This is a genomic window from Rhizobium sp. HT1-10, assembly GCF_049472505.1.
In the GTDB taxonomy this organism is placed as follows: Bacteria; Pseudomonadota; Alphaproteobacteria; order Rhizobiales; family Rhizobiaceae; genus Rhizobium.
On record NZ_JBCEBQ010000004.1, the window covers coordinates 246,334 to 269,823 of the forward strand.

At 61.4% G+C, this 23,490-nt stretch carries 25 protein-coding genes and 1 tRNA gene; 16 read left to right on the plus strand and 10 right to left on the minus strand.

Going from position 1 to position 23,490, the window contains the following annotated elements; all coding sequences use genetic code 11:
• Positions 1-223 precede the first annotated feature (223 nt).
• On the plus strand, positions 224-2,173 hold the full coding sequence (locus VH564_RS12740; protein WP_423340211.1) for a polysaccharide biosynthesis protein: 1,950 nt from the start codon (positions 224-226) through the stop codon (positions 2,171-2,173).
• A gap of 66 nt (positions 2,174-2,239) precedes the next feature.
• On the opposite strand, the gene VH564_RS12745 is transcribed toward VH564_RS12740, so the two are convergent.
• Entirely contained in the window at positions 2,240-3,163 is a 924-nt protein-coding gene (locus VH564_RS12745) for a glycosyltransferase family 25 protein (protein ID WP_423340212.1), read from the minus strand.
• A gap of 247 nt (positions 3,164-3,410) precedes the next feature.
• Between VH564_RS12745 and VH564_RS12750 the strand changes: the two genes are divergently transcribed.
• Positions 3,411-3,731, plus strand: coding sequence for a hypothetical protein (locus VH564_RS12750; protein WP_423340213.1), 321 nt, complete (start codon positions 3,411-3,413; stop codon positions 3,729-3,731).
• A 107-nt stretch (positions 3,732-3,838) separates the two neighbouring features.
• On the opposite strand, the gene VH564_RS12755 is transcribed toward VH564_RS12750, so the two are convergent.
• Together VH564_RS12755 and VH564_RS12760 are read right to left on the minus strand one after the other, a co-directional pair.
• Positions 3,839-3,925, minus strand: a tRNA-Leu gene (locus tag VH564_RS12755).
• An 81-nt stretch (positions 3,926-4,006) separates the two neighbouring features.
• Positions 4,007-5,428, minus strand: coding sequence for a phosphomannomutase (locus VH564_RS12760; RefSeq protein WP_423340524.1), 1,422 nt, complete (start codon positions 5,426-5,428; stop codon positions 4,007-4,009).
• A gap of 167 nt (positions 5,429-5,595) precedes the next feature.
• On the opposite strand from VH564_RS12760, the gene VH564_RS12765 reads away from it, so the two are divergent.
• Positions 5,596-6,078 carry a BA14K family protein gene (locus VH564_RS12765; protein WP_423340214.1) on the plus strand — a complete coding sequence of 161 codons (483 nt, stop codon included), beginning with the start codon at positions 5,596-5,598 and terminating at the stop codon, positions 6,076-6,078.
• A 15-nt stretch (positions 6,079-6,093) separates the two neighbouring features.
• Here the strand turns inward: VH564_RS12765 and VH564_RS12770 are convergent, their stop codons facing one another.
• The 3 genes from VH564_RS12770 to lepA form a co-directional block, all read right to left on the minus strand.
• The gene (locus VH564_RS12770; RefSeq protein ID WP_423340215.1) at positions 6,094-6,387 is read right to left on the minus strand and encodes a SelT/SelW/SelH family protein; all 294 of its coding nucleotides are present in this window, start codon (positions 6,385-6,387) and stop codon (positions 6,094-6,096) included.
• A gap of 96 nt (positions 6,388-6,483) precedes the next feature.
• The gene (locus tag VH564_RS12775; RefSeq protein ID WP_423340216.1) at positions 6,484-7,545 is read right to left on the minus strand and encodes a type I restriction endonuclease; all 1,062 of its coding nucleotides are present in this window, start codon (positions 7,543-7,545) and stop codon (positions 6,484-6,486) included.
• A gap of 105 nt (positions 7,546-7,650) precedes the next feature.
• Positions 7,651-9,486 carry a translation elongation factor 4 gene (gene lepA, locus VH564_RS12780; RefSeq protein ID WP_423340217.1) on the minus strand — a complete coding sequence of 612 codons (1,836 nt, stop codon included), beginning with the start codon at positions 9,484-9,486 and terminating at the stop codon, positions 7,651-7,653.
• A gap of 159 nt (positions 9,487-9,645) precedes the next feature.
• Between lepA and VH564_RS12785 the strand changes: the two genes are divergently transcribed.
• The 4 genes from VH564_RS12785 (at position 9,646) to VH564_RS12800 (ending at position 12,851) form a co-directional block, all read left to right on the plus strand.
• Complete coding sequence (locus tag VH564_RS12785) at positions 9,646-10,224, plus strand: helix-turn-helix domain-containing protein (RefSeq protein WP_423340525.1); 579 nt, start codon at positions 9,646-9,648, stop codon at positions 10,222-10,224.
• An 18-nt stretch (positions 10,225-10,242) separates the two neighbouring features.
• Complete coding sequence (locus VH564_RS12790) at positions 10,243-10,773, plus strand: GNAT family N-acetyltransferase (RefSeq protein ID WP_423340218.1); 531 nt, start codon at positions 10,243-10,245, stop codon at positions 10,771-10,773.
• A 54-nt stretch (positions 10,774-10,827) separates the two neighbouring features.
• Complete coding sequence (locus VH564_RS12795) at positions 10,828-11,853, plus strand: histone deacetylase family protein (RefSeq protein ID WP_423340219.1); 1,026 nt, start codon at positions 10,828-10,830, stop codon at positions 11,851-11,853.
• Between the two features lie 95 nt (positions 11,854-11,948).
• Positions 11,949-12,851 (plus strand): EamA family transporter, encoded by a 903-nt coding sequence (locus VH564_RS12800; protein ID WP_423340220.1) that lies wholly within the window; start codon positions 11,949-11,951, stop codon positions 12,849-12,851.
• A gap of 8 nt (positions 12,852-12,859) precedes the next feature.
• Here VH564_RS12800 and VH564_RS12805 read toward each other — a convergent pair whose 3' ends face one another.
• The gene (locus VH564_RS12805) at positions 12,860-13,327 is read right to left on the minus strand and encodes a group III truncated hemoglobin (RefSeq protein ID WP_423340221.1); all 468 of its coding nucleotides are present in this window, start codon (positions 13,325-13,327) and stop codon (positions 12,860-12,862) included.
• Between the two features lie 177 nt (positions 13,328-13,504).
• Here VH564_RS12805 and mbfA point away from each other — a divergent pair, with 177 nt between their 5' ends.
• Positions 13,505-14,488: an iron exporter MbfA gene (gene mbfA / locus VH564_RS12810; RefSeq protein WP_423340222.1), complete on the plus strand. Its 984-nt coding sequence runs from the start codon at positions 13,505-13,507 to the stop codon at positions 14,486-14,488.
• 124 nt (positions 14,489-14,612) lie between these two features.
• On the opposite strand, the gene VH564_RS12815 is transcribed toward mbfA, so the two are convergent.
• The 3 genes from VH564_RS12815 to VH564_RS12825 form a co-directional block, all read right to left on the minus strand.
• Positions 14,613-14,996 (minus strand): hypothetical protein, encoded by a 384-nt coding sequence (locus VH564_RS12815; protein WP_423340223.1) that lies wholly within the window; start codon positions 14,994-14,996, stop codon positions 14,613-14,615.
• A gap of 248 nt (positions 14,997-15,244) precedes the next feature.
• Complete coding sequence (locus tag VH564_RS12820) at positions 15,245-15,844, minus strand: transglutaminase-like cysteine peptidase (RefSeq protein ID WP_423340224.1); 600 nt, start codon at positions 15,842-15,844, stop codon at positions 15,245-15,247.
• A gap of 190 nt (positions 15,845-16,034) precedes the next feature.
• Positions 16,035-16,841 carry an alpha/beta hydrolase gene (locus VH564_RS12825; RefSeq protein ID WP_423340225.1) on the minus strand — a complete coding sequence of 269 codons (807 nt, stop codon included), beginning with the start codon at positions 16,839-16,841 and terminating at the stop codon, positions 16,035-16,037.
• Between the two features lie 177 nt (positions 16,842-17,018).
• On the opposite strand from VH564_RS12825, the gene infC reads away from it, so the two are divergent.
• The 8 genes from infC (at position 17,019) to pheT (ending at position 23,470) form a co-directional block, all read left to right on the plus strand.
• The gene (gene infC / locus VH564_RS12830; RefSeq protein ID WP_423340526.1) at positions 17,019-17,555 is read left to right on the plus strand and encodes a translation initiation factor IF-3; all 537 of its coding nucleotides are present in this window, start codon (positions 17,019-17,021) and stop codon (positions 17,553-17,555) included.
• 305 nt (positions 17,556-17,860) lie between these two features.
• Positions 17,861-18,064, plus strand: a complete 204-nt coding sequence (rpmI, locus tag VH564_RS12835) for a 50S ribosomal protein L35 (RefSeq protein WP_423340226.1) — start codon at positions 17,861-17,863, stop codon at positions 18,062-18,064.
• Between the two features lie 36 nt (positions 18,065-18,100).
• A complete protein-coding gene (rplT, locus tag VH564_RS12840) occupies positions 18,101-18,505 on the plus strand; it encodes a 50S ribosomal protein L20 (protein ID WP_423340227.1) in 405 nt (134 codons plus the stop codon).
• Between the two features lie 336 nt (positions 18,506-18,841).
• Positions 18,842-19,924 carry a phenylalanine--tRNA ligase subunit alpha gene (pheS, locus tag VH564_RS12845; protein ID WP_423340228.1) on the plus strand — a complete coding sequence of 361 codons (1,083 nt, stop codon included), beginning with the start codon at positions 18,842-18,844 and terminating at the stop codon, positions 19,922-19,924.
• Positions 19,925-20,161 carry a DUF4160 domain-containing protein gene (locus VH564_RS12850; RefSeq protein WP_423340229.1) on the plus strand — a complete coding sequence of 79 codons (237 nt, stop codon included), beginning with the start codon at positions 19,925-19,927 and terminating at the stop codon, positions 20,159-20,161.
• A gap of 10 nt (positions 20,162-20,171) precedes the next feature.
• On the plus strand, positions 20,172-20,417 hold the full coding sequence (locus VH564_RS12855) for a DUF2442 domain-containing protein (protein WP_423340527.1): 246 nt from the start codon (positions 20,172-20,174) through the stop codon (positions 20,415-20,417).
• On the plus strand, positions 20,418-21,050 hold the full coding sequence (locus VH564_RS12860) for a DNA polymerase III subunit epsilon (protein ID WP_423340230.1): 633 nt from the start codon (positions 20,418-20,420) through the stop codon (positions 21,048-21,050).
• Positions 21,047-23,470 (plus strand): phenylalanine--tRNA ligase subunit beta, encoded by a 2,424-nt coding sequence (gene pheT / locus VH564_RS12865; protein ID WP_423340231.1) that lies wholly within the window; start codon positions 21,047-21,049, stop codon positions 23,468-23,470. Before VH564_RS12860 ends, pheT begins: the two co-directional genes overlap by 4 nt.
• Positions 23,471-23,490 lie beyond the last annotated feature (20 nt).

A 23,490-nucleotide genomic window follows, 5' to 3' on the forward strand; every position in this document is an offset into this window, starting at 1 on the left:
CATCCAGCGTCGCAGCACGTTGGCGGCATCCATTGTCTCCAGCGCTCCTATCGTCCCGGATGGTGCAAAGCGTCGGAACGCCCGTAAAAATGCCAATCTTCCATATCACGCAATTGCCTTTTGTTGCTGAAAGCAGCAAGACATAAGTGGTTTTCAGGAGAGGGCCGATTTGCCCCAGAAAATATAGTGATCGACCGGGTAACCGGCGCCTGAGGAATTGTTGATGGTACCTGCCGATCGGCTTGTTCTTCCCTTTTTGGCATTGCCACGGACGACCAAGCGCGCCTTCGCCCTGATGGTCGACGCCAGCCTTTGCGTGCTGACAGTGTGGTTTTCCTATTGCCTGCGACTGGACGGTTGGGTGATCCTCGAGGGCGTCGAATGGGTTCCGGCTATCGTCTCGCTGCTGCTCGCCATTCCGATCTTCGTCGTTCTTGGCCTCTACCGGGCCATCTTCCGCTATGCGGGCCTCTCCGCCTTCATGACGGTCGTCAAGGCGGTGGCCATCTATGGCCTTGCCTTCATGACGATTTTCACCGCAATCAGCATTCCAGGCGTACCGCGCACGGTTGGCATATTGCAGCCGTTGCTGCTGCTGATCGCTGTCGGCCTGTCGCGGATGTGGACGCGCTACTGGCTCGGCAACGCCTACCAGAGGCTCCTCAACCGCAGTGCCCTCGCCAAGGTTCTGATCTACGGCGCCGGCGCCTCCGGCCGGCAGCTCGCGGCGGCCCTTGCCAACAGCTCCGAGGTCAATGTCGTCGGCTTTCTCGACGACGACCGGCATCTCCAGGGCAGCATCATGGCTGGATTGCCCATTTACAACCCCACCGATCTGCCGGCGCTGGTCGCGACCGGGGAAATACGCGACGTGCTCTTGGCTCTCCCGAATGCGACACGGCAGCGTCGAAACGAGATCCTCGAGAGTATACGCAAGGCGCGCGTCACGGTTCGCACCATGCCGGATCTCACCGCCCTGGCACAGGGGCGCATCGCCGTTTCCGACCTGCGGGAACTGGACATCGAAGATTTGCTCGGCCGCGATGTCATCGCGCCCGACCAGGCACTGCTTGACCGCAACATCCGCGGCAAGGTCGTTCTTGTGACCGGCGCCGGCGGATCGATCGGCAGCGAGCTGTGTCGCCAGATCGTCAAGAACCGTCCTTCCAGTCTGCTTCTGGTGGAGCAGAACGAGTTCGGCCTCTATCTCATTCTCGGCGAGCTCGAAAAGGCGGCCCTTGCCTACCCGGACACGCCGATCCGCATCATCCCGTTCCTCGCCTCGGTTCGTGACGCGCCTCGCCTGCAGCAGATCATGACAGCCTGGAAGCCGAGCACCGTCTATCATGCGGCCGCCTACAAGCATGTGCCGCTGGTCGAATACAATCCGGGCGAGGGCATCAGGAACAATGTCATGGGCACAGTGGCCGCAGCCACGGCCGCCCAGATCGCCGGTGTCGAGAACTTCGTGCTCATCAGCACCGACAAGGCCGTGCGGCCCACCAATATCATGGGCGCCAGCAAACGGCTCGCAGAGATGGTGCTGCAGGCGCTGGATGCGGATCGGGCGGTCAGCGGCACGCCCACGCGCTTCTCGATGGTGCGGTTCGGTAACGTTCTCGGCTCATCCGGTTCCGTGGTGCCGCTGTTTCGCCAGCAGATTCGCGAAGGCGGTCCGGTAACCCTTACCCATCCTGATATCACCCGCTATTTCATGACCATTCCCGAGGCGTCGCAGCTGGTCATTCAGGCTGGCGCCATGGCCTCCGGTGGCGACGTTTTTCTTCTCGACATGGGAGAGCCGGTGCGAATCGTCGATCTCGCCCGTCGCATGGTTGAACTGTCCGGTTTCAGCATCATGGATGAAGATAATCCCGAAGGGGATATCGAACTGCGCATCACCGGCTTGCGTCCCGGTGAAAAGCTTTATGAAGAGCTGCTGATCGGCGACAACCCGCAGCCGACGCCGCATCCGCGCATCATGCGCGCGCGCGAGGATTTTCTGGCGTGGCAGGATTTGTCGCAGCGCCTGGCGGCCTTGGAACAGGCATTGGACGACAACGACATCCCTCTCGCCCAGACGATACTGAAGATGCTTGTTTCAGGATACGCCCCCAATGGCGACGTGGTCGATCTCGTCTTCCGCGAACGCGAGGCTGACATCCTGGTGTAAGGCCAGGCGTGCTAGCCGCGAACCGATTGTCTTGGCTGAGTGCACCCGGCGCCCGTATTGTTGACGTCAATTGGCTTGCTGCGTTCTCGCAGAGCTCGGCAGATGTTCCATCTTGTGGCATGCCCATGTGGCATAGAACCACCGGCGCATCTGATCGTGAACCCGAAACCAGTGGGTCGTGATGCGCAGCATAAAGTGCGGCTTGACCGCCCGATAATGGGCGCGCTTGCCGATCGTCGTATCCCGACGGTGCGGGCTGAACTCGACCAGATTGTCTTCTGTCGAAAAGGTTTCTACGCCTGTCGACCAGCCTCGCTCGAGAGCAACGTCAAAGGGCAGCAACATGGTGTCCATCGTCTGCAGGAGGTTCAGAGCCGCCTGACGGGTCACGATATAGCATGCTGCCGAGCCTTGCGGCCCGTGGCGACAGCGGCCGACGACATCGCCGTGAACCGTCGACGCCAAGGCGCGAAAGCCGACCTTGCGATGGTTGGCAAGCTTGATGACACGACCGCCGGACTTCACGCTGCTTACGGCGCTTACGGCGCTGACGGCTTCCACGGCGCGTGGGATCAGGCCGGGATTGAGGTCAACATCGTCTTCCACCACGATCGCCATGGATTCGCCACTTAAAACAAAGGTCTCGAGCGCCAGGAGATGGCTGCGATAGCACCCATACTCGCCGGCCAGAATCGTCCGGCCGTTGTGAAAATAGAAGGATCGAGGATGGAAACCTACCCGTTGCTCGTCGTCGACGCTATGGCCGTCGATAGCCGCCACGCGGACGATATTCAAACCGAACTGGATCGCCTGGCTACGCATCCGCGCCCAGCGTTCAGTGCAGCGATCAAGGTTGATCACATAGATTCGGAGCGGGGACGCTGGCATAGCCATTTCGACACCGACCTTCGTCGGTTCGACCCGTTCAAGCATGAGCACAACTCCAACAGACCAATACTCATCCATGCCGCTGAAGGCGGAGATAAGCATATCGAGACACCGAAGCGATTCCAGGTTGCACTTATCTCGGTACGCTATTTAATGCCATGCTTATCCGCCAACTACAAGCCGGCGAGACATCTCCATTTATGACGACCGGATATGTTCCGGGATTTTCAGGAAGATGTGATCCTCACCCCAACGGTTTTGCGGGATGACACAGCTTCTCCTTGGGCGCGTCCGTGACTATATGTAGGGAGGATGTGCGCTGCACGCCCGTCGAAGGGATTGGGCCAAAATGTCGAGATTGAAACTTGTTATCGCCTGTATGGCGCTGATCGGCCTTGCAGCCGTTCCCGCGCTTGCCGAAGGTTCGCCCAAGCTTACATGGACAAAGCCGACCTATCCCTACAAGAACCTGCCGGGCGTAACAGCGCCGCATACGCCGGAGGAGAATTTCACCTGCTGGACAAGGACTGCGGATCTAAGCTTCGGCTACCGCAGTTTCTACCGAGACTATCCGCGTCTGGTCTACGTCTGCAACCAGAATGGCGTCATCTCCGAAAGCACGCGCCCCCCGAACTACAGCTACTGGCAATACAACGACCGTAACCGCTAGGCCGACGTACAGGGATAAAACAGAGCCCACCGGCGCCCCCGAGGGGGTGAAATATAACAACATCGATTTGCGTTAAGGTCTTGATCTGGCAGCGATCAAAAATGGAATGGTGCCCAGAAGAGGACTCGAACCTCCACACCCTTTCGGGTACCAGCACCTGAAGCTGGCGCGTCTACCAATTCCGCCATCTGGGCGACGGTCAGGCATGTAAGGGGGTCGTCCGCTGCTGTCAACAGCGTTTTTGAAGTTTTCATGTCATTCCCCCAAAAAGCCGATTATTGTCCTGTTTTCGCGAAGTTACGGATCAGCCCAAGCCCTTGCTCCAACAACGTCTTCGCGTCCTTTTCGGTCGGAGCCTCGACATAGCAACGCATTTCCGGCGCGTTGCCGGAAGGACGGAAATGGATCATCCGGCCGTCGGTCAGCATGACCCGCAGGCCGTCAATGTCGCTGGATGAGGCAACTGACCCGATCGGCGCAAGAAACGTCTCCAGCGCCGCCTGTGAGGCCCGCAGATGGGCCATCAGCGCGCCGCTGGTCTCGAGCGGGAAGTTTTCCAGCCGGTCGGCGGCGGCGAAGGGCAGGCGGTAGCGGGCGGCCACCTCGGAGAGCGTTTCCTTGGCCGAAGCCGCCGCATGTAGCGTTGCCAGAATCGGCAGGAAGCTGTCGCGGGTCGGCAGTGGCTTGAGGGTGGTGCCGCCGATGGCGAAGGGGGTTGCGGTCAGCGTCCCGCCGTTTGCCTCGAAACCGATGACGCCTGGCTCGCCGGCTTCCAGCGCCGCGTTCATGCCCGAGATCACGTAGGGCGAGCCGACGCGGGTGCGGGTAACGCGGTAGCGGCCGGCAGCCTCGATGCCTGAATTCGAGGTGACGGGCGTGACCAGCACGCCGGCGCTTAGAAAATTGGCGGCGATCAGGCCCAGGAGATCGCCGCGCAGCGGCTCTCCCTGCTCGTCCGACACCAGCGGCCGGTCGCCATCGCCGTCAGCCGAAACGATCGCGTCAAGCCGATGCTGCTTTGTCCAGCCGCGCAGCAATTCGACCGTCTCGGGAGAGACTGCCTCGGTGTCGACCGGGATGAAGCTGTCGGAGCGGCCGAGTGGCACCACACGGGCGCCGAAATGGGACAGCACGAGCCCGAGCAGGTCGCGCGCGACGGTGCTGTGCTCGTAGACCCCGACGGTCAGACCGGCGAGGCTGCCCGCCGGCAGCAACGCGGCATTGCGGGCGAAGAACTGCGCGTCTGCCTGGCCGCTGCGGTCCTCGGCCCGAGCCGGCGTCGCGTCGATGGCATCGTCGCCGATGGCATCGGCCTCTTGGGTGATCGCCAGTTCGTCCTGCTTGTCGATCTCGCCGTCCGGGCGATAGAATTTGATGCCGTTGCGGTCGGCCGGAATATGCGAGCCGGTTACCATCAGGCTGGCGGCACCGAGATCGAGCCCATAGAGCGCCAGCGCCGGCGTGGCGATCGCGCCGCAGTCGATTGGCACCAGGCCGGCGCGCTCCAGCGCGCCGATGCATGTGGCCGCAACCGAGGGGCTCGATTCGCGGAAATCGCGACCGACGAGAACGAAGTCGCCCAGCCTGGCGTGGCCACTTTTCAACAGATGTCGGGCAAAGGCGGTGGCATAGAGCGCCGAGGCGCGGCCCTCAAGATCGACGGAAAGGCCGCGAAGGCCGCTCGTTCCAAATTTCAGACTGCTCACGCGATAACTCCTGATGATGATGGCGTTTTATGCCGCACCTCCGGGATGCGATCAACCAATACCGACAATTCGCCGCCTGCTTTCAAACGGCACGGCCTGGGCGAGAGGGGGAGGGCGACCTATATCAGTGGATGTAACGGATGAAAGAAAGCGGAATGATGACAGCCAGTTTTGAGGTGTGCCGGCGCCGGGATGAGCGTGCCAAGCGCGGCAGCAACATGCGGCGTCGGACAGGCATGGGCCTTGCGGCAATGCTTTTGCTGGTGCTGCCGGGCGCCGCCTCCGCCATGCCTCAGCCGGCCGTCCGGGCAATCGAGCGCGGGCTGCCTGTCATCGATGTCCTGACCAAATGCGACACCCGTGGCTGCTTTACCTTCGGGCCGCGCCAAAGCTACAGCCGGCCGACCATGCAGCCGACCGATCAGACGGGCCCGCGCTATTACAGGCCCGATGCCGCCGGTCCGCCGCGCTTCATCCCACGTCAGCAGACGCCGGCCAAGCGGCCACAGGCGGCGCGCCCGCTGCTGGTCGACCCCAGCCTCCACCGCCAGCGCTGCCTGGAGCGCTACCGCTCCTATGATGCCCGCACCGACAGCTATGTCGGGCCCGGCAACCGTCCGACGCGTTGTCTCTTGCGTTGACGTGCTGGAGGGGCGTCAACCTTCCGCCGATGTCCTGTCGGTGTGACCGAGATCGCGTCCGGGCTCGATCATGTCGCGCACCCGCTGCTTCAATTCCTTTGGCCCCGGAAAGCCGCCGTCGCGCTTGCGTTCCCAGACCAGCGCCTCGTCGACCCGGATCTCGAAGTTGCCGCCCGTCCCCGGCAGCAGCGCCACCTCGCCGAGACTGTCGCCAAAGGTCTGCAAAAGCTCCTGCGCCATCCAGGCGGCGCGCAGCAGCCAGTTGCATTGGGTGCAGTAGAGAATGGTGATGCGGGGTTTGGCTGTCATGTCTGATTTCCTCCGGCGGCTCAGTTTAAAGCCGCCATCCGCGCGCAGCAACATGCCAGCTGTCTTCCCCTCAGCGTCCGATTAAGCCAAGGAGAGTCAGATTGGGGTCCCGACATATTTTTTCGCTGTCAAGCGAAGACGTTCGCTGTGATCGTAAATTTGGTCCAGGCTGTCGATTATAATACGCTCTTCATTTTCACCATCGAACATCCCAATGTACTTCACCGCCCGATTAAACCAAAGCCGGGCGAGAGGCTTACGATTGTTATTGTCGACCAGGATGCCGCAGTAGCTTTTCTGGTCGCGCATGACGACGCGTTTCGGAGCGATCGTATCGCGGACGATTGCCTTCACAATCATGAAACCTTCCCGCTCTTCGTCAGTCGTGACGACTTCCGGATCTTCAGCAATCGGCTCATCGATCTTCTCGATGACCTCCTGCGTGTCCGCCAGTGCGTTTGAAAGACGGCTCTTGACGGTATCCATGATCACTTCGCGGAAAGCGGCCCGCACCACAACGGTGAGCATCTCTCGAACCGATGCGGTCCTCGTTCCCTCGTAGAAACCTGCCGAGATGAGTTTCACGAATTCCTCTGACGGATCTTCAATGAGTTTAGAAATAACCTGTTTGGCGCCGGAGGTATATTTGAGCCGTTCGGCTGTCGCCAGAATGGCGTTGACGTCGAACGCGCCCTTTTCGAATTTTCGCAGTTCGGCGAGGATGCCGGCGTTAAAGTCGGTAACATCGAATATAAGGAAAGGGCGAGTATCCAGCTTATTTACGGCATCCAGGTCGGTGTAGAAGTTGAAAGTACGCCCGTTCGTAAGAATGGCGAATTTTGCGTTCGTGACACTGAAATACCGATAAAGCTGGTCGAGGTGTTTTTTCTCGAGTGCGACCGAGATGGGCTTGCATTCAATGAGGATACGAATGTCGCCGTCGATCTTAATCGCATAATCGACTTTTTCGCCCTTCTTCCCAACAGCGTCAGCAGTAAATTCGGGAATGACCTCCGATGGGTCAAAGACATCATATCCCAACGATCGAAGAAAAGGCAGCACCACTGCCGTCTTCACGGCTTCTTCCGTGATCATGGTACTGGAATGCGATTTCACGCGCTCAGATATAGCGCGCAGACTTTCTTCTATCGTACTCATGCTTTCCCCCCACTCGTTATGAGGGAAATCATTCAACTAAGTATTCACTCGCGTCAATGGGCCACAACCTATTCGTTCATATGCCTGGCAGGCGAGAGCGAGACTTCACTCGTCGCTCATCTTCAGCGCCGCAATGAACGCTTCCTGCGGAATGTCGACCTTGCCGAACTGGCGCATGCGCTTCTTGCCGGCCTTCTGCTTGTCGAGCAGCTTGCGCTTGCGTGAGGCGTCGCCGCCGTAGCATTTTGCGGTCACGTCCTTGCGCATGGCCGAGATCGTTTCGCGGGCGATGACGTTGCCGCCGATGGCCGCCTGGATCGGGATCTTGAACATGTGCCTCGGGATCAGGTCCTTCAGCTTCTCGCACATGTCGCGGCCGCGCTTTTCGGCGGCCGAGCGGTGGACCAGCATCGACAGTGCGTCGACCGGCTCGCCGTTGACCATGATCGACATCTTCACAAGGTTGCCTTCCTTGTAGTCGTCGAGATGGTAGTCGAACGAGGCATAGCCCTTGGAGATCGACTTCAGGCGGTCGTAGAAATCGAACACGACTTCGTTGAGCGGCAGCTCGTAGGTCAGCATGGCGCGCTTGCCGACATAGGTGAGCTCGGTCTGGATGCCGCGCCTGTCCTGGCAAAGCTTGAGGATGCCGCCGAGATAGTCGTCCGGCGTCAGGATCGTCGCCTTGATCCACGGCTCGTGGATTTCCGAGATGCGCACGACATCAGGCATGTCGGCCGGGTTGTGCAGCTCGCGCTCGGTGCCATCCGTCATGTTCAGCTTGTAGACCACCGACGGGGCGGTGGCGATGAGGTCGAGGTCGAACTCGCGCTCGAGGCGTTCCTGGATGATTTCGAGATGCAGCAGGCCGAGGAAGCCGCAGCGGAAGCCGAAGCCGAGCGCCGCAGACGATTCCATTTCGAACGAGAACGACGCGTCGTTGAGGCGCAGCTTGCCCATGGCCGCGCGCAGATCCTCGAAATCGGCGGCATCGACCGGGAACAAGCCGCAGAAGACCACCGGCTGGGCCGGCTTGAAGCCCGGCAGCGCCTGCGCCGTCGGCTTCTTGTCCTCGGTGATGGTATCGCCGACGCGTGTGTCGGCCACTTCCTTGATCGAGCCGGTGAAGAAGCCGATTTCGCCCGGCCCGAGGCTGTCGACGGCCAGCATCTTCGGCGTCAGCACTCCGACGCGCTCGACCTGGTATTTGGCGTCCGTGCCCATCATGCGGATGGTCTGGCCCTTGGTCAGTACGCCGTCGATGATGCGCACCAGCACCATGACGCCGAGATAGGTGTCGTACCAGCTGTCGACCAGTAGCGCCTTCAGCGGACCCTTGTCGCCGAATTCGCTCTTCGGCGCCGGCAGCTGGTGAACGATGGCTTCCAGAACCTCGGGGATGCCGAAGCCGGTCTTGGCCGAAATCAGCACGGCCTGGCTGGCGTCGATGCCGATGACTTCCTCGATCTGCTCGCGGATGCGGTCGGGCTCTGCGGCCGGCAGGTCGATCTTGTTGAGAACGGTGACGATCTCGTGGTTGTTGTCGATGGCCTGGTAGACGTTGGCAAGCGTCTGCGCCTCGACGCCCTGCGACGCGTCGACCACCAGCAGCGATCCCTCGCAGGCCGACAGCGAACGGGAGACCTCGTAGGCGAAGTCGACGTGCCCGGGCGTGTCGATCAGGTTGAGGACGTATTTCTCGCCGTTGTTCGCCTGGTAGTGCAGGCGCACCGTCTGGGCCTTGATGGTGATGCCGCGCTCGCGCTCGATATCCATGCTGTCGAGCACCTGCTCCGACATGTCGCGTTCGGCAAGGCCGCCCGTCGACTGGATCAGCCGGTCGGCAAGCGTCGATTTGCCATGGTCGATATGCGCGACGATGGAAAAGTTGCGGATATGGTCGAGTGGGGTGCGGTTCGGATCGGTGCTCATGCGCGCCATATAGCAGCGCCGTCCGATACCGCAAAGCGGAAAACGGCTGGCTGATAGGGCGCCTCGGCGCTTTATGCAGCATGTCGGAGGCCGCTTGACCGGCGCAATCGGGACTTGATTCCATAAAGAGAGAAAGATATCTGATATAGTGGAAATCGGATGGTAGAGATGCAAGACGAACTGGACATTGCCATCGGCACACGGCTGCGCAACCTGCGAATCACCCGCTCGTTGACGCTGGATGAGTTGGCGGCGGAGGCGGGGGTCAGCCGGGCAATGATCTCGCGCATCGAGCGCGCCGAAGCAAGCCCGACGGCAGCGCTTCTGGCCCGCCTTTGCGCGGCCCTCGGTCTGTCGCTCTCGGCCTTCTTTGCCGATGAGGGCGGGGCGGCATCGCCACTGTCGCGCCGCGCCGAGCAGCAGGTCTGGCGAGATCCGGAGACCGGCTATCTCAGGCGCGCGGTGTCGCCTGACGGCGCCGGTGCGCCGGTCGATATCATCGAGGTGGAGTTCCCGGCCGGGGCCCGCGTCAGCTTTCCGCCGCATGCAGCCAGCCGTGGCATGACCCAGCATATCTGGCTGTTCGAGGGGCTGCTCGAAATGACGACGGCGGATGCTGTCCACCTGCTGCATCCCGGCGACTGCCTCTACATGCCTGTCGGCGACGGCCATGCCTTCCACAATCCGGGCAATAGCCCGGCCCGTTATTGCGTCGTGCTCGAGCGCGGCGCCCATCAATTCGCCTAGTCCCATGAGGAGCCTATCATGATCGCCGTCCGCCTGCTCTCCGGCCCCGAGGCCGTGGCCGCCATTCCGGCCTTGTCCGAGGTCCTGTCCGATTGCGTCAACGACGACGCGTCGGTCGGCTTCATGAAGCCTTACGGGGTCGCCGATGCCGAGCCATACTGGGCGGAGGTGGCGCGCGCCGTGGCATCGGGCGCTACAGTGCTGCTGGTGGCCGAAGTCGATGGTGTTATTCTCGGCACCGTGCAGGTCGGCCTGGCGCAGATGCCGAATCAGCCGCATCGGGGTGATCTGAAGAAGCTGCTGGTCCACCGCTCCGGTCGCGGCAAGGGACTGGCCCGCCAACTGATGCAGGCGGCCGACCGCGAGGCCGCCGCGCGCGGCAAGATCCTGCTCGTGCTGGACACGGCAACCGGCAGCCCGGCCGAAGAAATCTATCCGAAGCTCGGCTGGATCCGCGCCGGCGTCATTCCGGATTATGCCCTCTGGCCGCAAGGCGGCTTCTGCGACACGACGGTGTTCTACAAGCGGATCGGCCAGCCGACGGCTTGACAGTCTGCCCGTCTGCCCCGTTCTATCCAGCCGCACACCATGAGGGAGCCGCCGATGCGCATTATCTACTCCGAGGACCACAAGCTGCGCGATGCCAAGACGGAATTGCACGGCGGCCTATTGGTAACGCCCTTCGAGGGGCCATTCCGGGCCGAGTGGATATTGGCGGCGTTGCAGGAAAGAGGGTTTGCCGATATCGTCGCGCCGAAGTCCTATGGCCTGGAAACGGCCCTGAAGGTCCATGATGCAGGCTATCTCGATTTTCTGTCGAAGGCCTGGCGGTTGTGGAAGGCAAGCGGTGCCGAAGGGGAGGCGATCGCGACCTCCCTGCCGGTGCGACGCTCCACCCTGCGCGTTCCGAACGACATCGACGGCATGCTCGGCTATTATGCCAATGCCACCGAAACCTCGATCACCGACGGCACCTATGAGGCGGCACTAGCCGCCATGCGCTGCGCGCTCGAAGGCGCCGACTGGCTTGCCGCCGGCAATCGTTTCGCCTTCGCGCTCTGCCGCCCGCCCGGTCACCATGCCGGCATCGACCTCTTCGGCGGCTATTGCTTCATCAACAACGCCGCTGCGGCCGCCGAGCGGTTGCTCGAACATGGCGCGAAAAAGGTCGCCATCCTCGATGTGGATTTTCATCACGGCAACGGTACGCAGGATATCACCTATCAGCGCGGCGACATCTTCTTTGCCTCGTTGCACGGCGAGCCCGCCGACGCCTTCCCCTATTTCTGGGGCTATGCGGACGAGACAGGCAGTGGTCCCGGGGAAGGCTGCAACGCCAATTATCCGCTCCCGCGCGGCACCGCATGGCCCGCATGGTCTGCAGCGCTGGCCGATGCGCTGGCCCGCATCAAGGCGTCGGGTGCCGAGGCCATCGTGCTGTCGCTCGGGGTGGACACCTTCGAGCGCGATCCGATCTCGTTCTTCAAGCTGACGTCAGAGGATTTCGGCCGCATGGGGACGATGATAGCTGGCGCCGGCCTGCCTGTTTTGACCTGCATGGAGGGTGGCTACGGTGTTCCGGAAATCGGCCTCAACGTTGCCAACGTGCTGACGGGGTTGGAATCCTGATCTGCGGCCATCGATTTCTTTGATGCCGCCATGACAATTGCGCGTTTGCGGTCGCCTCGACGCCGGACTAGGAAGGGCGCAAACGGGGGACGATCATGGATCAGGCGGGAGTGACGATGGGCAGCGACGGCGGTGCGCCGCTGATGCCCAAGTCGGAAAATGTGCCGTCAGGCGGCATGGCGGCCGGCGCGCTCATGTGCCTGCTCTCGATGACGTCGATTCAGTTCGGAGCCGCTCTCTCGTCGTCGGCCATCGACCTCTATGGCGCCATGGGGGCCACCTGGCTGCGGCTGGGTTTCGCCGCGCTCATTCTCGCCGCCATCGTCCGGCCCCGCATCTTCCACTATAGCCGCCGCCAATGGCTGAGCGCCCTGCTGCTCGGAACGGTCACGGCCCTGATGACCATGTCGTTCTTCGCGGCAATCCAGCGCATTCCGCTCGGACTGCTCGTTGCGATCGACTTTCTCGGTCCGCTGTCGGTCGCAGCTTTCGGCTACGGCGTCGGTTGGCGGCTGGCCTGGCCGTTGGTGGCGGGCATTGGCGTGGTGTTGCTGGCGCGAGACGAGCAGGGCTGGGTCGGCAATCTGCCGGGCGTTCTGTTCGCGCTGGCGTCGGCGGTCGGCTGGGCCATCTACATCGTCCTCACCAAGAAAGTCGGTGCCGCCTTCAAGGGATTCGAGGGCCTCGCCATGTCTCTGGCCGTCGCCGCGCTGGTGGCAACGCCGTTCGGCCTGCCGGCTTCAGTCGGCGCCCTGTCTTTGACGGGGCTGGGCGAAATGCTCGGCCTCGCCGTCCTCGTTCCGCTGCTTCCCTATGCGCTCGAGATGGTGGCACTGCGCCGGATGCCGACATCGTCTTTTGGCATCCTGATGAGCCTGGAGCCGGCACTGGGCGCGCTCGCGGGCTTCCTGGTGCTAGCGCAGCCGATGACGCTGCTGCAGATGTTGGGCACGGCCTTCGTCGTCGCCGCTAGCGTCGGTGCAACGCTGTCTCCCTGATCGGACGGCTAGGCGGCCGGCGCGGCGGGAGCGTCGTCGGCTGGGTTGTAGAACAGCGCCAGAAACATGCTCTTGGCGATCCGCTCGGCAGTCGTCATGAACCAATCACGCGCCTCCGGGGTGGGGGCGATATCGGTGAGCGTCGCCGCAAACAGGCCGAGCCATTCGGGAAACAGCTCCGGCACCAGCCCCTCGACCCCCGTGTGAGCCTGCACCGGTTTGCCGCCATAGGCCCCGGTCTTCAGCGCGATCGCCGACCAGAAGCGCTTCATCTTCTCCATGTGCTGCGGCCAGCGCCCGGCAAGCCGCGCGTCGAAAACCGGCCCGAGGCGCGGATGAGCCTGGATGCGCTGGTAGAAGGTTTCCACCAGCAGGTCGATGAATTCAGCGTCGACGCCGATCCGCCGCATGTCGGCCTCTGCCCGCTCGCGCATCGCGGCGATCTGGGCCGGGCGGCCCTGCAATTCATTGGTCATTTCTTCTCCGTTCGCCGTCGTCCCGAAAGAGCGGTGACGACAGGGTATAGGCCTGTCGGCGGCGATTCAGAAGGCCGTACCACCGCGTCTGCCGATTTGCCACAATTGCCGCGTCTGCATCTTGACCCGCGTCATCAGGGGCTCTAGTTTTAGATTAATTCTAAAGTGGAGAACGTCATGCTGCCCCGCCTCTTCCGATCGTCCAAGCGCCCCTTCGAAACCCTGACGGAGCAGGAGGTCTTGGCCGTCGCAATCGCGGCCGAAGAGGACGATGCGCGCATCTACCTCGCTTACGCAGATATGCTGAGGCCGAAATTTCCGAGTTCGGCCAAGGTTTTCGAGGATATGGCCGAGGTCGAGAGCACCCATCGCTCGATGCTGATCGAGATGCATCGAAAGCGCTTCGGCGAGCGCATACCGCTCATTCGGCGGGAGCACGTCCAGGGATTTTACGAGCGCAAGCCCGACTGGTTGCGCAACAATCTGTCGCTCGAAGCCATCCGTCAGGAAGCCGAGGCGATGGAAGGCCAGGCCTATCGCTTCTACCTGCGGGCCGCCAAGCAGACCTCCGATGCAGGCACGCGCCAGCTGCTCGACGACCTCGCCATGGCCGAGCAGGGCCACGAAGACGTCGCCGCCATGCTGAGCGAAAAGCATACGCCCGAGGACGTCAAGAAGAACGAAAATGCGGATGCGCGCCGCCAGATGGTGCTGACTTATGTGCAGCCGGGGCTTGCCGGCCTCATGGATGGCTCGGTGTCGACGCTGGCGCCGATCTTCGCCGCCGCTTTCGCGACCCAGGATACCTGGCAGACATTTCTGGTTGGCCTGTCCGCCTCGGTCGGCGCCGGCATCTCGATGGGCTTTACGGAGGCCGCCCACGACGATGGAAAGATTTCCGGTCGCGGCTCGCCGATCAAGCGCGGCCTCGCCTGCGGGATCATGACGGCACTCGGCGGCCTCGGCCACGCCTTGCCCTACCTCATCCCCGACTTCTGGACGGCGACCATCACCGCTGCCATCGTCGTCTTCTTTGAGCTTTGGGCAATCGCGTTCATCCAGAACCGCTTCATGGAGACACCGTTTTTGCGCGCTGCCTTCCAGGTGGTCATTGGCGGCGGTCTGGTGCTGGCTGCCGGCATCTTGATCGGCAATGGGTGAGGGCGGCCGGCGCACCCTTTGCGTAGAAACAAGAAAGGCACCGGGACCAACTGGCTCCGGTGCCTTTTTCGATAACCTTGAGGCTGACTGAGGCCCTGAAGAGGTTATGTCAGCCTAGGACTGTTCAATTGCCGCCGCGGCTGAACATCGGGCCGCGCGGTGAATCCGGGTTTGGCAGGATGATCTGGTTGTTACCTGGACGACCGTCATTGTCTCTCCGCGGTCCATTGTCCCGGCCGGGGCCGCGTGGGCGGTCGTTGTCGTGGCGACGGTCGGCATAGTCGCGTCTGTTGAAGCCGCCATCCCTGCGATAGCCATCATGCCTGTCGCGCCGATAATAATCGCGACGGTAACCGCCGTAGTATCCGCTGTTGTAGTAGCCGCCGTTGTAATAGGGAGCATCGTACGTCGTCACGTATGCGCCGCTGTATCCGCCATCTTCGACACAGCCGGCCAAAGTCAGGGTTCCAAGACCCATGACCGCGAGCATTAATGATCTTAATCTCATGCTTCTCTCCTGACCCCAACGCCTGCTAGCATGAAAAACATGTTTTCCCATTGCAGCCGTACTTTTATTTGTTTCTTTTTGCTCTAATGCAAATGATTGTCGGAAGTTCCAAACAGCCAATTCAATTGGCGTGTTTTGCTTGCCGTATAGCAAGCTCAGCTGGCATGTATAGCCATGCTTCGGCAAAATAAGGGACGGGGTTGTCCTGTCGTTCCTGCGTTTTATTGCGAAACACCAATAAGTTCTGCTTATTTGAGGGCGCCGACGAGCACGTCGCGGCCGTTCTCGATGGTTACCCAGCGGCCGGCATTGTAGCTGGCCTGACGCTTGATGAAGGAATAGGGCGTCTGGTACCAAACCTTCACCTCGTCGGTGAGGTTGTCGAGTTCATAGTCGCCTTGCGCCGTGCGCAACGTCAGAATCGCGTGGCCTTCGCCGTCCGGCTTGCGTACGACGGTCATCAGCAGGTTGGACGGCGAAAAGCCGCGCTGGATCAGGATGCGGCGCTTGAGCAGCGCGAAATCTTCGCAGTCGCCGGCGGTGGTAGGGTAGGCCCAATACTCTTCCTTGCCATAGACTTCCATGTCGGTGGCCGGGATGATGGTGGTGTTGACCTGAAGGTTGACCTGGTTGACCGTCGCCCAGTTGGCATCCGTCATCTTGACCGGCATCAAATCCACATTCGACCCGCATTCGCTGCGATAGCGCTGGCAGAAATCATAATGGCCGATCGGTTGTGAAGTGGTGCCGCCGACAACCATCGACGGACCGCTTTGGGAGGCCGGCATCGCTGCCGTCGACATCGCGCACATCGCCACGAAGGCTAGAAAGATGCCCCTGAAATCCACGCGACCAATCCTCGTACCGTCCCTAATTCTTAACAAATTGTTAACGGACGCCAGGCCGGATGGTCAATCGTTACTTAAACGTTAACGCGGTGAACCGGTGAACATGGTTAAAATGCAACATGAATTTTAGGGTTTGCGCGGGAATTCGGTTTGCCCGTATCGATCTTAAGCAGGGATGCGCGACTGACCTTTAGAGCGGCACGGCAAAGGCCGTGATGGCCTCCCGCATACGCTCGAGATCCTGCGGCCTGGAAAGGCGGTGATCGCCATCGCGGATCAACGTCAACACGACGTCGTCGGCCGGCAGATGTTCGACCAGTTTCATCGCATGACCATGCGGCACGTCCTTGTCCTGCATTCCCTGCAGGATATGAACGGGACAGCCGGTCTCGATGATGCCGGACAGCACCTGGTTGGCCCGGCCGTCCTCGATCAGCTTGCGCGTATACATATTGGGTACAGGGCTGTAGGCGGAGGGTTCCTCGAAATAACCTTGTTCCGCCAGTGCGTCGCGTTCGACGGCAGTAAGGTTGGGCTCGATCAGGTCAATCGTGAAATCCGGGGCTGGGGCGATCAGCACCAGGCCCATGATGGAGGGCGAGGTCTTGCCGGCACGCAATGCCTGGACCAGGCGCAGCGCGATCCAGCCGCCCATCGAGGAGCCGACGACCACGATGCGCTTGGGCTTGGCGTGCGCAAGCACCGCCAGCGCCTCCTCCAGCCAACGAGAGATCGTGCCCTCGGCGAAATCGCCGCCCGAGCTGCCGTGGCCGGAATAGTCGAAGCGGATGCTGCCAAGCCCGAGCCGCTCGGCCAGCGCATCGACGTCGACAGCCTTCGAGCCGCCCATGTCGGAGCGATAGCCGGAAAGCCAGAGGATGGTCGCCTGCGAGGCAGACTTCTTCGGCTTGCGCAGCCGCATTGCGATCTCGCGCGCATTCTCGCCGCTGCCGACGGTGATGGTCTCGGGGGGGCTGGACTCTGACGGTTCTGACATGCGCTGTGCTCCTCGTTGCCGGCCTTTAAAACAGATTCGCTTCCTGGCTGACAGAAGGTGATTTTTGCCATACACTGTGCTATTGACATCGATGCAGCTTTAAGCACATTGCCGCCAACTGCGCCGACGGGAGCTTGGGGCTGCAAATATCCGAAACAATTCGTGGAGAATACGACCATTCGCAGACCTTTTAAAACCGACGCGCCTGTCAAGGACGGACCGCGTTCCAACCGGGAAATTCGCATCCCGAAAGTCCAGCTCATCGGAGCGGACGGCGCGAATTTGGGAATAGTTCCGACGGACGAAGCATTGAAGATGGCGGAAGACTCTGGTCTCGACCTGGTCGAAATTTCCCCCAATGCCGAGCCTCCTGTCTGCAAGATCCTCGATCTCGGCAAGCTGAAATACGCCAACCAGAAGAAGGCGGCTGAAGCGCGCAAGAAGCAGAAGATCGTCGAAATCAAAGAAATCAAGATGCGTCCGAACATCGACACCCACGACTATGAGGTGAAGATGAAGGCCATGAGCCGCTTCTTCGACGAAGGCGACAAGGTCAAGGTGACCCTGAAGTTCCGTGGCCGCGAAATGGCCCACCAGGAACTCGGCATGAAGCTTCTCCAGCAGGTCAAGGTCGATACGGTGGAGTTTGCCAAGGTCGAAGCCGAACCGAAGCTCGAAGGTCGCCAGATGATGATGGTGCTCGCGCCGAAGTAAGGTGCGGACCAGCTTTCTGGAAGTCGAAGCCGTCCGTCCGGGCGGCTTTTTCTTTCGGCCGGCATCCGGTCAGTAAGATTTCGTCACAGCCCCGTTGCACTTTGGCGGGACTGCGGTTATAGGACCCCGTCCGAACTGACCGGCAGGGCATGCCGTGGCAGTTCAGAATGCTTGCGGAGCGGTTCATCACCGGACCCGCAGTTCAACAACCAAGTCATCCGACTTTGTGCAAGCCCGGTCCGCCGGACCTGCCGAAGGCGCCTTTGCAAGAAGAGCGCAAACGGAGACGCAGAAGGAGTAGCAAAATGCCCAAGATGAAGACGAAGTCCTCTGCCAAGAAGCGGTTCAAGATCACCGCGACCGGCAAGGTCAAGGCCGCCGCTGCTGGCAAGCGTCACGGCATGATCAAGCGCAGCAACAAGTTCATTCGCGATGCACGCGGTACCATGGTTCTGGCCAAGCCAGACGGTATCAAGGTCATCAAGAATTACTTGCCGAACGGTCTCTAAGACCCTTCGCCCGCTATATATTAAGGAGATCATGACATGGCACGTGTCAAAAGAGGCGTCACCTCGCACGCCAAGCATAAGAAGGTTCTGAAGCAGGCCAAGGGTTTCTACGGCCGCCGCAAGAACACCATCCGCGCCGCCAAGGCAGCTGTGGATCGTTCCAAGCAGTACGCTTACCGCGACCGCAAGGTCAACAAGCGCAATTTCCGCGCCCTCTGGATCCAGCGCATCAACGCTGCCGTCCGCGAACACGGCCTGACCTATGGCCGCTTCATCGACGGCCTGACCAAGGCTGGCATCGAAGTCGACCGTAAGGTTCTGTCGGACATGGCTATCCATGAAACCGAAGCCTTCGGCGCGCTGGTTGCTGCCTCGAAGAAGGCGCTGGACTATCTGAAGGATGCCGGCACTAAGAACGAATTCGAAGCCGTCGTTAAGTAACGGCGCGACGAACCTTCGTGTTCTAGGTTGAAACCCGCGCCGGCAAGCTGGCGCGGGTTTTGCGTTTTCGTCACCCCAATGTTCCGGCGGTGCCTCGCGGCCGACAAGCCAACCGCCTAGAGTGCCTGGCCGATGCGCGCACCGGAGGAAGCAATTGACGAATGCATCTCATGATGACCTTCCTCGGTCTATTTTTGTCGGCTGCCCGGTTGATTGGCCGCGCCTGCATGGGTAGTGATCTGCGGCGCTTTATATTGCTACAGACTATCTGACGAAGTTGCTGGCCGAGTACCGGCCGAGCACCACCCACGACGAACGCCCGCAAGGCAGGACCCAATGACCGAACTCGACACATTGCAACAGCAGCTGCTCTCCGACGTCCATTCTGCTGCTGACGAACCGGCGATAGAAGCCGTCCGTCTGGCCGCGCTCGGCAAGAAGGGCTCGGTGTCGGAACTCTTGAAGACGCTGGGCTCGATGTCACCAGAGGAGCGCCAGACCCGCGGTGCCGCGATCAACGCGCTGAAGACCGTCGTGACGGAAGCCATCGCCAGCCGCAAGGCCGAGCTGAAGGACGCTGCGATCACGGAAAAGCTCAAGGCTGAGACCGTCGACGTCAGCCTGCCGGTCCGCTCGTCGCCGGCCGAGCGCGGTCGCATCCACCCGATCAGCCAGATCGTCGACGAGATCACCGCGATCTTCGGCGACATGGGCTTCTCGATCGCCGAAGGGCCCGATGTCGAGACCGACCACTACAATTTCACCGCGCTGAATTTCCCGGAAGGCCATCCGGCCCGCGAGATGCACGACACCTTCTTCTTCCAGCCGGACGAGAACGGCGAGCGCAAGGTGCTGCGCACCCACACCTCGCCGGTGCAGATCCGCACCATGGAAGCCCAAAAGCCGCCGATCCGCATCATCATTCCCGGCAAGACCTATCGCCAGGACTCGGATGCCACCCATTCGCCGATGTTCCATCAGGTCGAAGGCCTGGTGGTCGACAAAAAGGCAAACGTCGGCAACATGCGCTGGGTGCTGGAAGAGTTCTGCAAGGCCTTCTTCGAGGTGGACAGCGTCACCATGCGCTTCCGCCCGTCCTTCTTCCCCTTCACCGAGCCGTCCTTCGAAGTCGACATCCAGTGCGACCGCTCGGGCCCGATCGTCAAGTTCGGCGAAGGCACCGACTGGATGGAAATCCTCGGCTGCGGCATGGTGCATCCCAACGTCTTGCGCCATGGCGGCCTCGATCCCGACGAATACCAGGGCTTCGCCTGGGGCATGGGCCTCGACCGCATCGCCATGCTGAAATACGGAATGCCCGACCTGCGCGACTTCTTCAATGCCGACGTCCGCTGGATCTCGCACTACGGCTTCCGCCCGCTTGATATGCCGACGCTGTTTGGCGGTTTGAGCGTTTAAATGCCAACCCTGCTGGTCTGGCATGGATACAAATTCCGGTTCTATGCGCTGGATATGGGCGAACCTCCCCATATCCACGTCGTGAAGGACGGGAACTCGTTGAAGGTCTGGCTGGAAAGCGTGGCGGTTGCGCGGAATGTTGGTTACAATGAACGGGATGTTGACCGCCTTCTTGCGGTGATTGCGGAACACAGGGATCAGTGGATCGAGGCGTGGAATGACTTCTTTGGAGTTTGAAACCGAGGATATGCGTCCCGTCAAAGCCTGGTGCTCTGCGGAGGAGGTCCATGTGACGCTGGCAGACGGTCGGACCATTTCGGCTCCGCTCTGGTGGTATCCGTTTCTTCGCGATCTCGATCAATCCGCGCTCAACGATATCGAGTTGATGTATGAGGGCGTCTGGTGGCCGGAAGTGGAGGAGGGCATTTCCGTCCAGAGCATGTTCCGTGGCATCAAGGCACCGGGGGCGAAGGCTCCGCAGAAGGTGGCCTGAGTGACGGAACAACGACCCATCTATTACTTCGTCACGGATATCGAGACGAACGGTCCGGATCCTTTGCGTCACTCGATGTTGAGTTTCGCGACGGTTGCCTTGCGTTCCGATGGGGTCGCGTGCGGTGAGTTCGAGGCGGTTCTGATGCCCCGCGCGGATCGTGGAACGGATGAGCGGACCATGGCCTGGTGGGGGACGCAAGCCGAGGCATGGGAGGCGGCCACCGCTGATCCAGAAGATCCAGCGGCTGTTATGGTGCGGTTTGTAGAGTGGGTCGAAGCCTTTGCCGGACAGCGCGCATTCGCCGCGCGCCCGCTTATGTTCGATGGTCTCTGGATCGACCACTATTTGAGGACATTCGCCGACCGCTTTCTGCTGGATGTCCCCTATTGGGGCCAATGCGTTTTCAACGCGGGGCCACTGGATATGGGGACTTATGTTCTGGGTGTCTTTGGCAAAACCCAGCCTCAGTTGGGTGCAGACAAATTTCCCGATGACTGGCTTGGTCATCATCCGCACACCCACAAGGCAATCGATGACGCACGCGGCTATGCGTCACTTCTTTCGAAACTATTTGATGTGGCTCGGGGTCTGCCGGAAAACCCGCTCGATTTTACAAGGGTAAACCAATGAAATTCACACTCTCCTGGCTGAAGGACCACCTCGACACCGAGGCTGGTCTCGATGAAATCTGCACCCGGCTGACCGAGATCGGCCTCGAGGTCGATGCGGTCGACGACAAGGCGGCGTTCAGGCCTTTCGTGATTGCGAAAATCCTGTCGGCCGAGAAGCATCCGCAGGCGGATCGGCTGAAGGTGCTGATGGTCGACATCGGCGCCGACAAGCCGGTGCAGGTGGTCTGCGGCGCGCCGAACGCCCGCGCCGGCCTGATCGGTGCCTTCGCGTCCCCCGGCACCTATATGCCCGGCATCGACGTGACGCTTGCCGTCGGCAATATCCGTGGCGTCGAAAGCCATGGCATGATGTGCTCCGAGAAGGAGTTGCAGATTTCCGACAGCCATGACGGCATCATCGATCTGCCGGCCGATGCGCCTGTCGGCGCGAGCTATGCTGCCTATGCCGGCCTCGACGATGCCATGATCGACGTCAACCTGACGCCGAACCGTCCGGATTGCACCTCGATCTACGGCATCGCCCGCGATCTCGCCGCCTCAGGCCTCGGCACGCTGAAGACGCGCCCGGCCCCTGCGTTTTCAGTTGAGGGCGAAACGCCGGTCAAGGTGACACTCGATCTCGACGATCCGAAGCTCTGCCCCGGCTTCGCGCTCCGCCTGGTGCGCGGCGTGAAGAACGGCCCGAGCCCGGCCTGGATGCAACAACGGCTGCTGGCGATCGGCCTCAGACCGATCAGCGCGTTGGTGGACATCACCAACTACATGACCTTCGACCAGGGTCGGCCGATGCACGTCTTCGATGCTGCCAAGGTCAAGGGCGACCTCATCGTCCGGCGTGCCCGCGACGGCGAGACCGTGCTGGCGCTCGACACCCGCGAATACAAGCTGTCGCCGAACAATGTTGTCATCGCAGACGACAACGGCATCGAGTCGATCGGCGGCATCATGGGCGGCGAGCATTCCGGCTGCGATGAAAACACCACCGACGTGCTGATCGAATCGGCGCTGTGGGATGCGATGAACATCGCCAAGTCCGGCCGCGGCCTCGGTATCATCACCGATGCCCGCTATCGCTTCGAGCGCGGCGTCGATCCGGACTACATGATGCCCGGCCTCGAGCGCACGACGGATCTGGTCCTGGAGATCTGCGGCGGCACCGCGGCAAAGGCCAATGTCGTCGGCTACACGCCCTATGAACCGAGGATCGTCGATTTTCCCTTCGCGGAAGTCAAGCGGCTCACCGGCCTAGAAGTCTCCGACGCCGAGAGCACCGATATCCTTACCCGCCTCGGCTTCAAGGTCACCGGTTCGGGCGAGCGCGTCTCGGTCGCCGTCCCATCCTGGCGTCCTGACGTCGACGGCAAGGCCGATCTCGTCGAGGAAGTCATGCGCATCCATGGCGTCGACAAGATCAAGCCGGCGCCGCTCGAAAGCCATGCCGCCGTCAACGGCCGTATCCTGACGACGCTGCAGATCCGCACCCGCACGGCCAAGCGGGCGCTGGCCTCGCGCGGCATGCTGGAAGGGGTCATGTGGTCCTTCATCTCGTCAGACCAGGCAAAGCTGTTCGGCGGCGGATCGGATGCCCTGCGCCTTGCCAACCCGATTGCAGCCGATATGTCCGACATGCGCCCGTCGCTGCTGCCGGGCCTGCTGAGCGCTGCCCAGCGCAATGCCGACAAGGGCTATGGCGATGTGGCGCTGTTCGAAGTTTCCGGCACCTACGAGAACGACCGCCCGGAAGGCCAGCGGCGCGTCGCCGGCGGCATCCGTCGCGGCACGGCGACGATGGCCGGTGCTGGTCGCCTGTGGTCGAACGCCGCCAAGGGCGGCGGCAAGCCGGTCGACGTCTTCGACGCCAAGGCCGATGCCCTTGCCGTCATCGAGGCCTGCGGCCTGCCGATGGGCAATATCCAGATCGAGCAGGGCGGTCCTGGCTGGTACCATCCCGGCCGCTCCGGCACCATCAAGATGGGCCCGAAGGTCGTGCTCGGCTATTTCGGCGAATTCCATCCGAAGACGCTCGAAGCGCTCGACGTGTCAGGCGCGCTCTGCGGCTTCGAGGTTTTCCTCGATGTAATGCCCGAGCCGAAGCGCAAAGCGACGCGCACCAAGCCCGCGCTCGAACTCTCGCCCTTCCAGGCGGTCAAGCGCGACTTCGCCTTCGTCGTCGACAAGACGGTCGAAGCGGGCGCCATCATCCGGGCGGCCACCAGTGCCGACCGCAAGCTGGTCTCCGGCGTCAACGTTTTCGACGTGTTCGAGGGTGCATCGCTCGGCGAAGGCAAGAAGTCGGTTGCCATCGAAGTCCAGATCCAGCCGGCCGACCGAACCTTGACCGACGAGGATTTCGACGCGCTGACCCAGAAGATCGTCGCCAACGTCACCAAGACGACCGGCGGCGTCCTGCGCGGCTAAGGAATGGAGGCCGGTCCCTT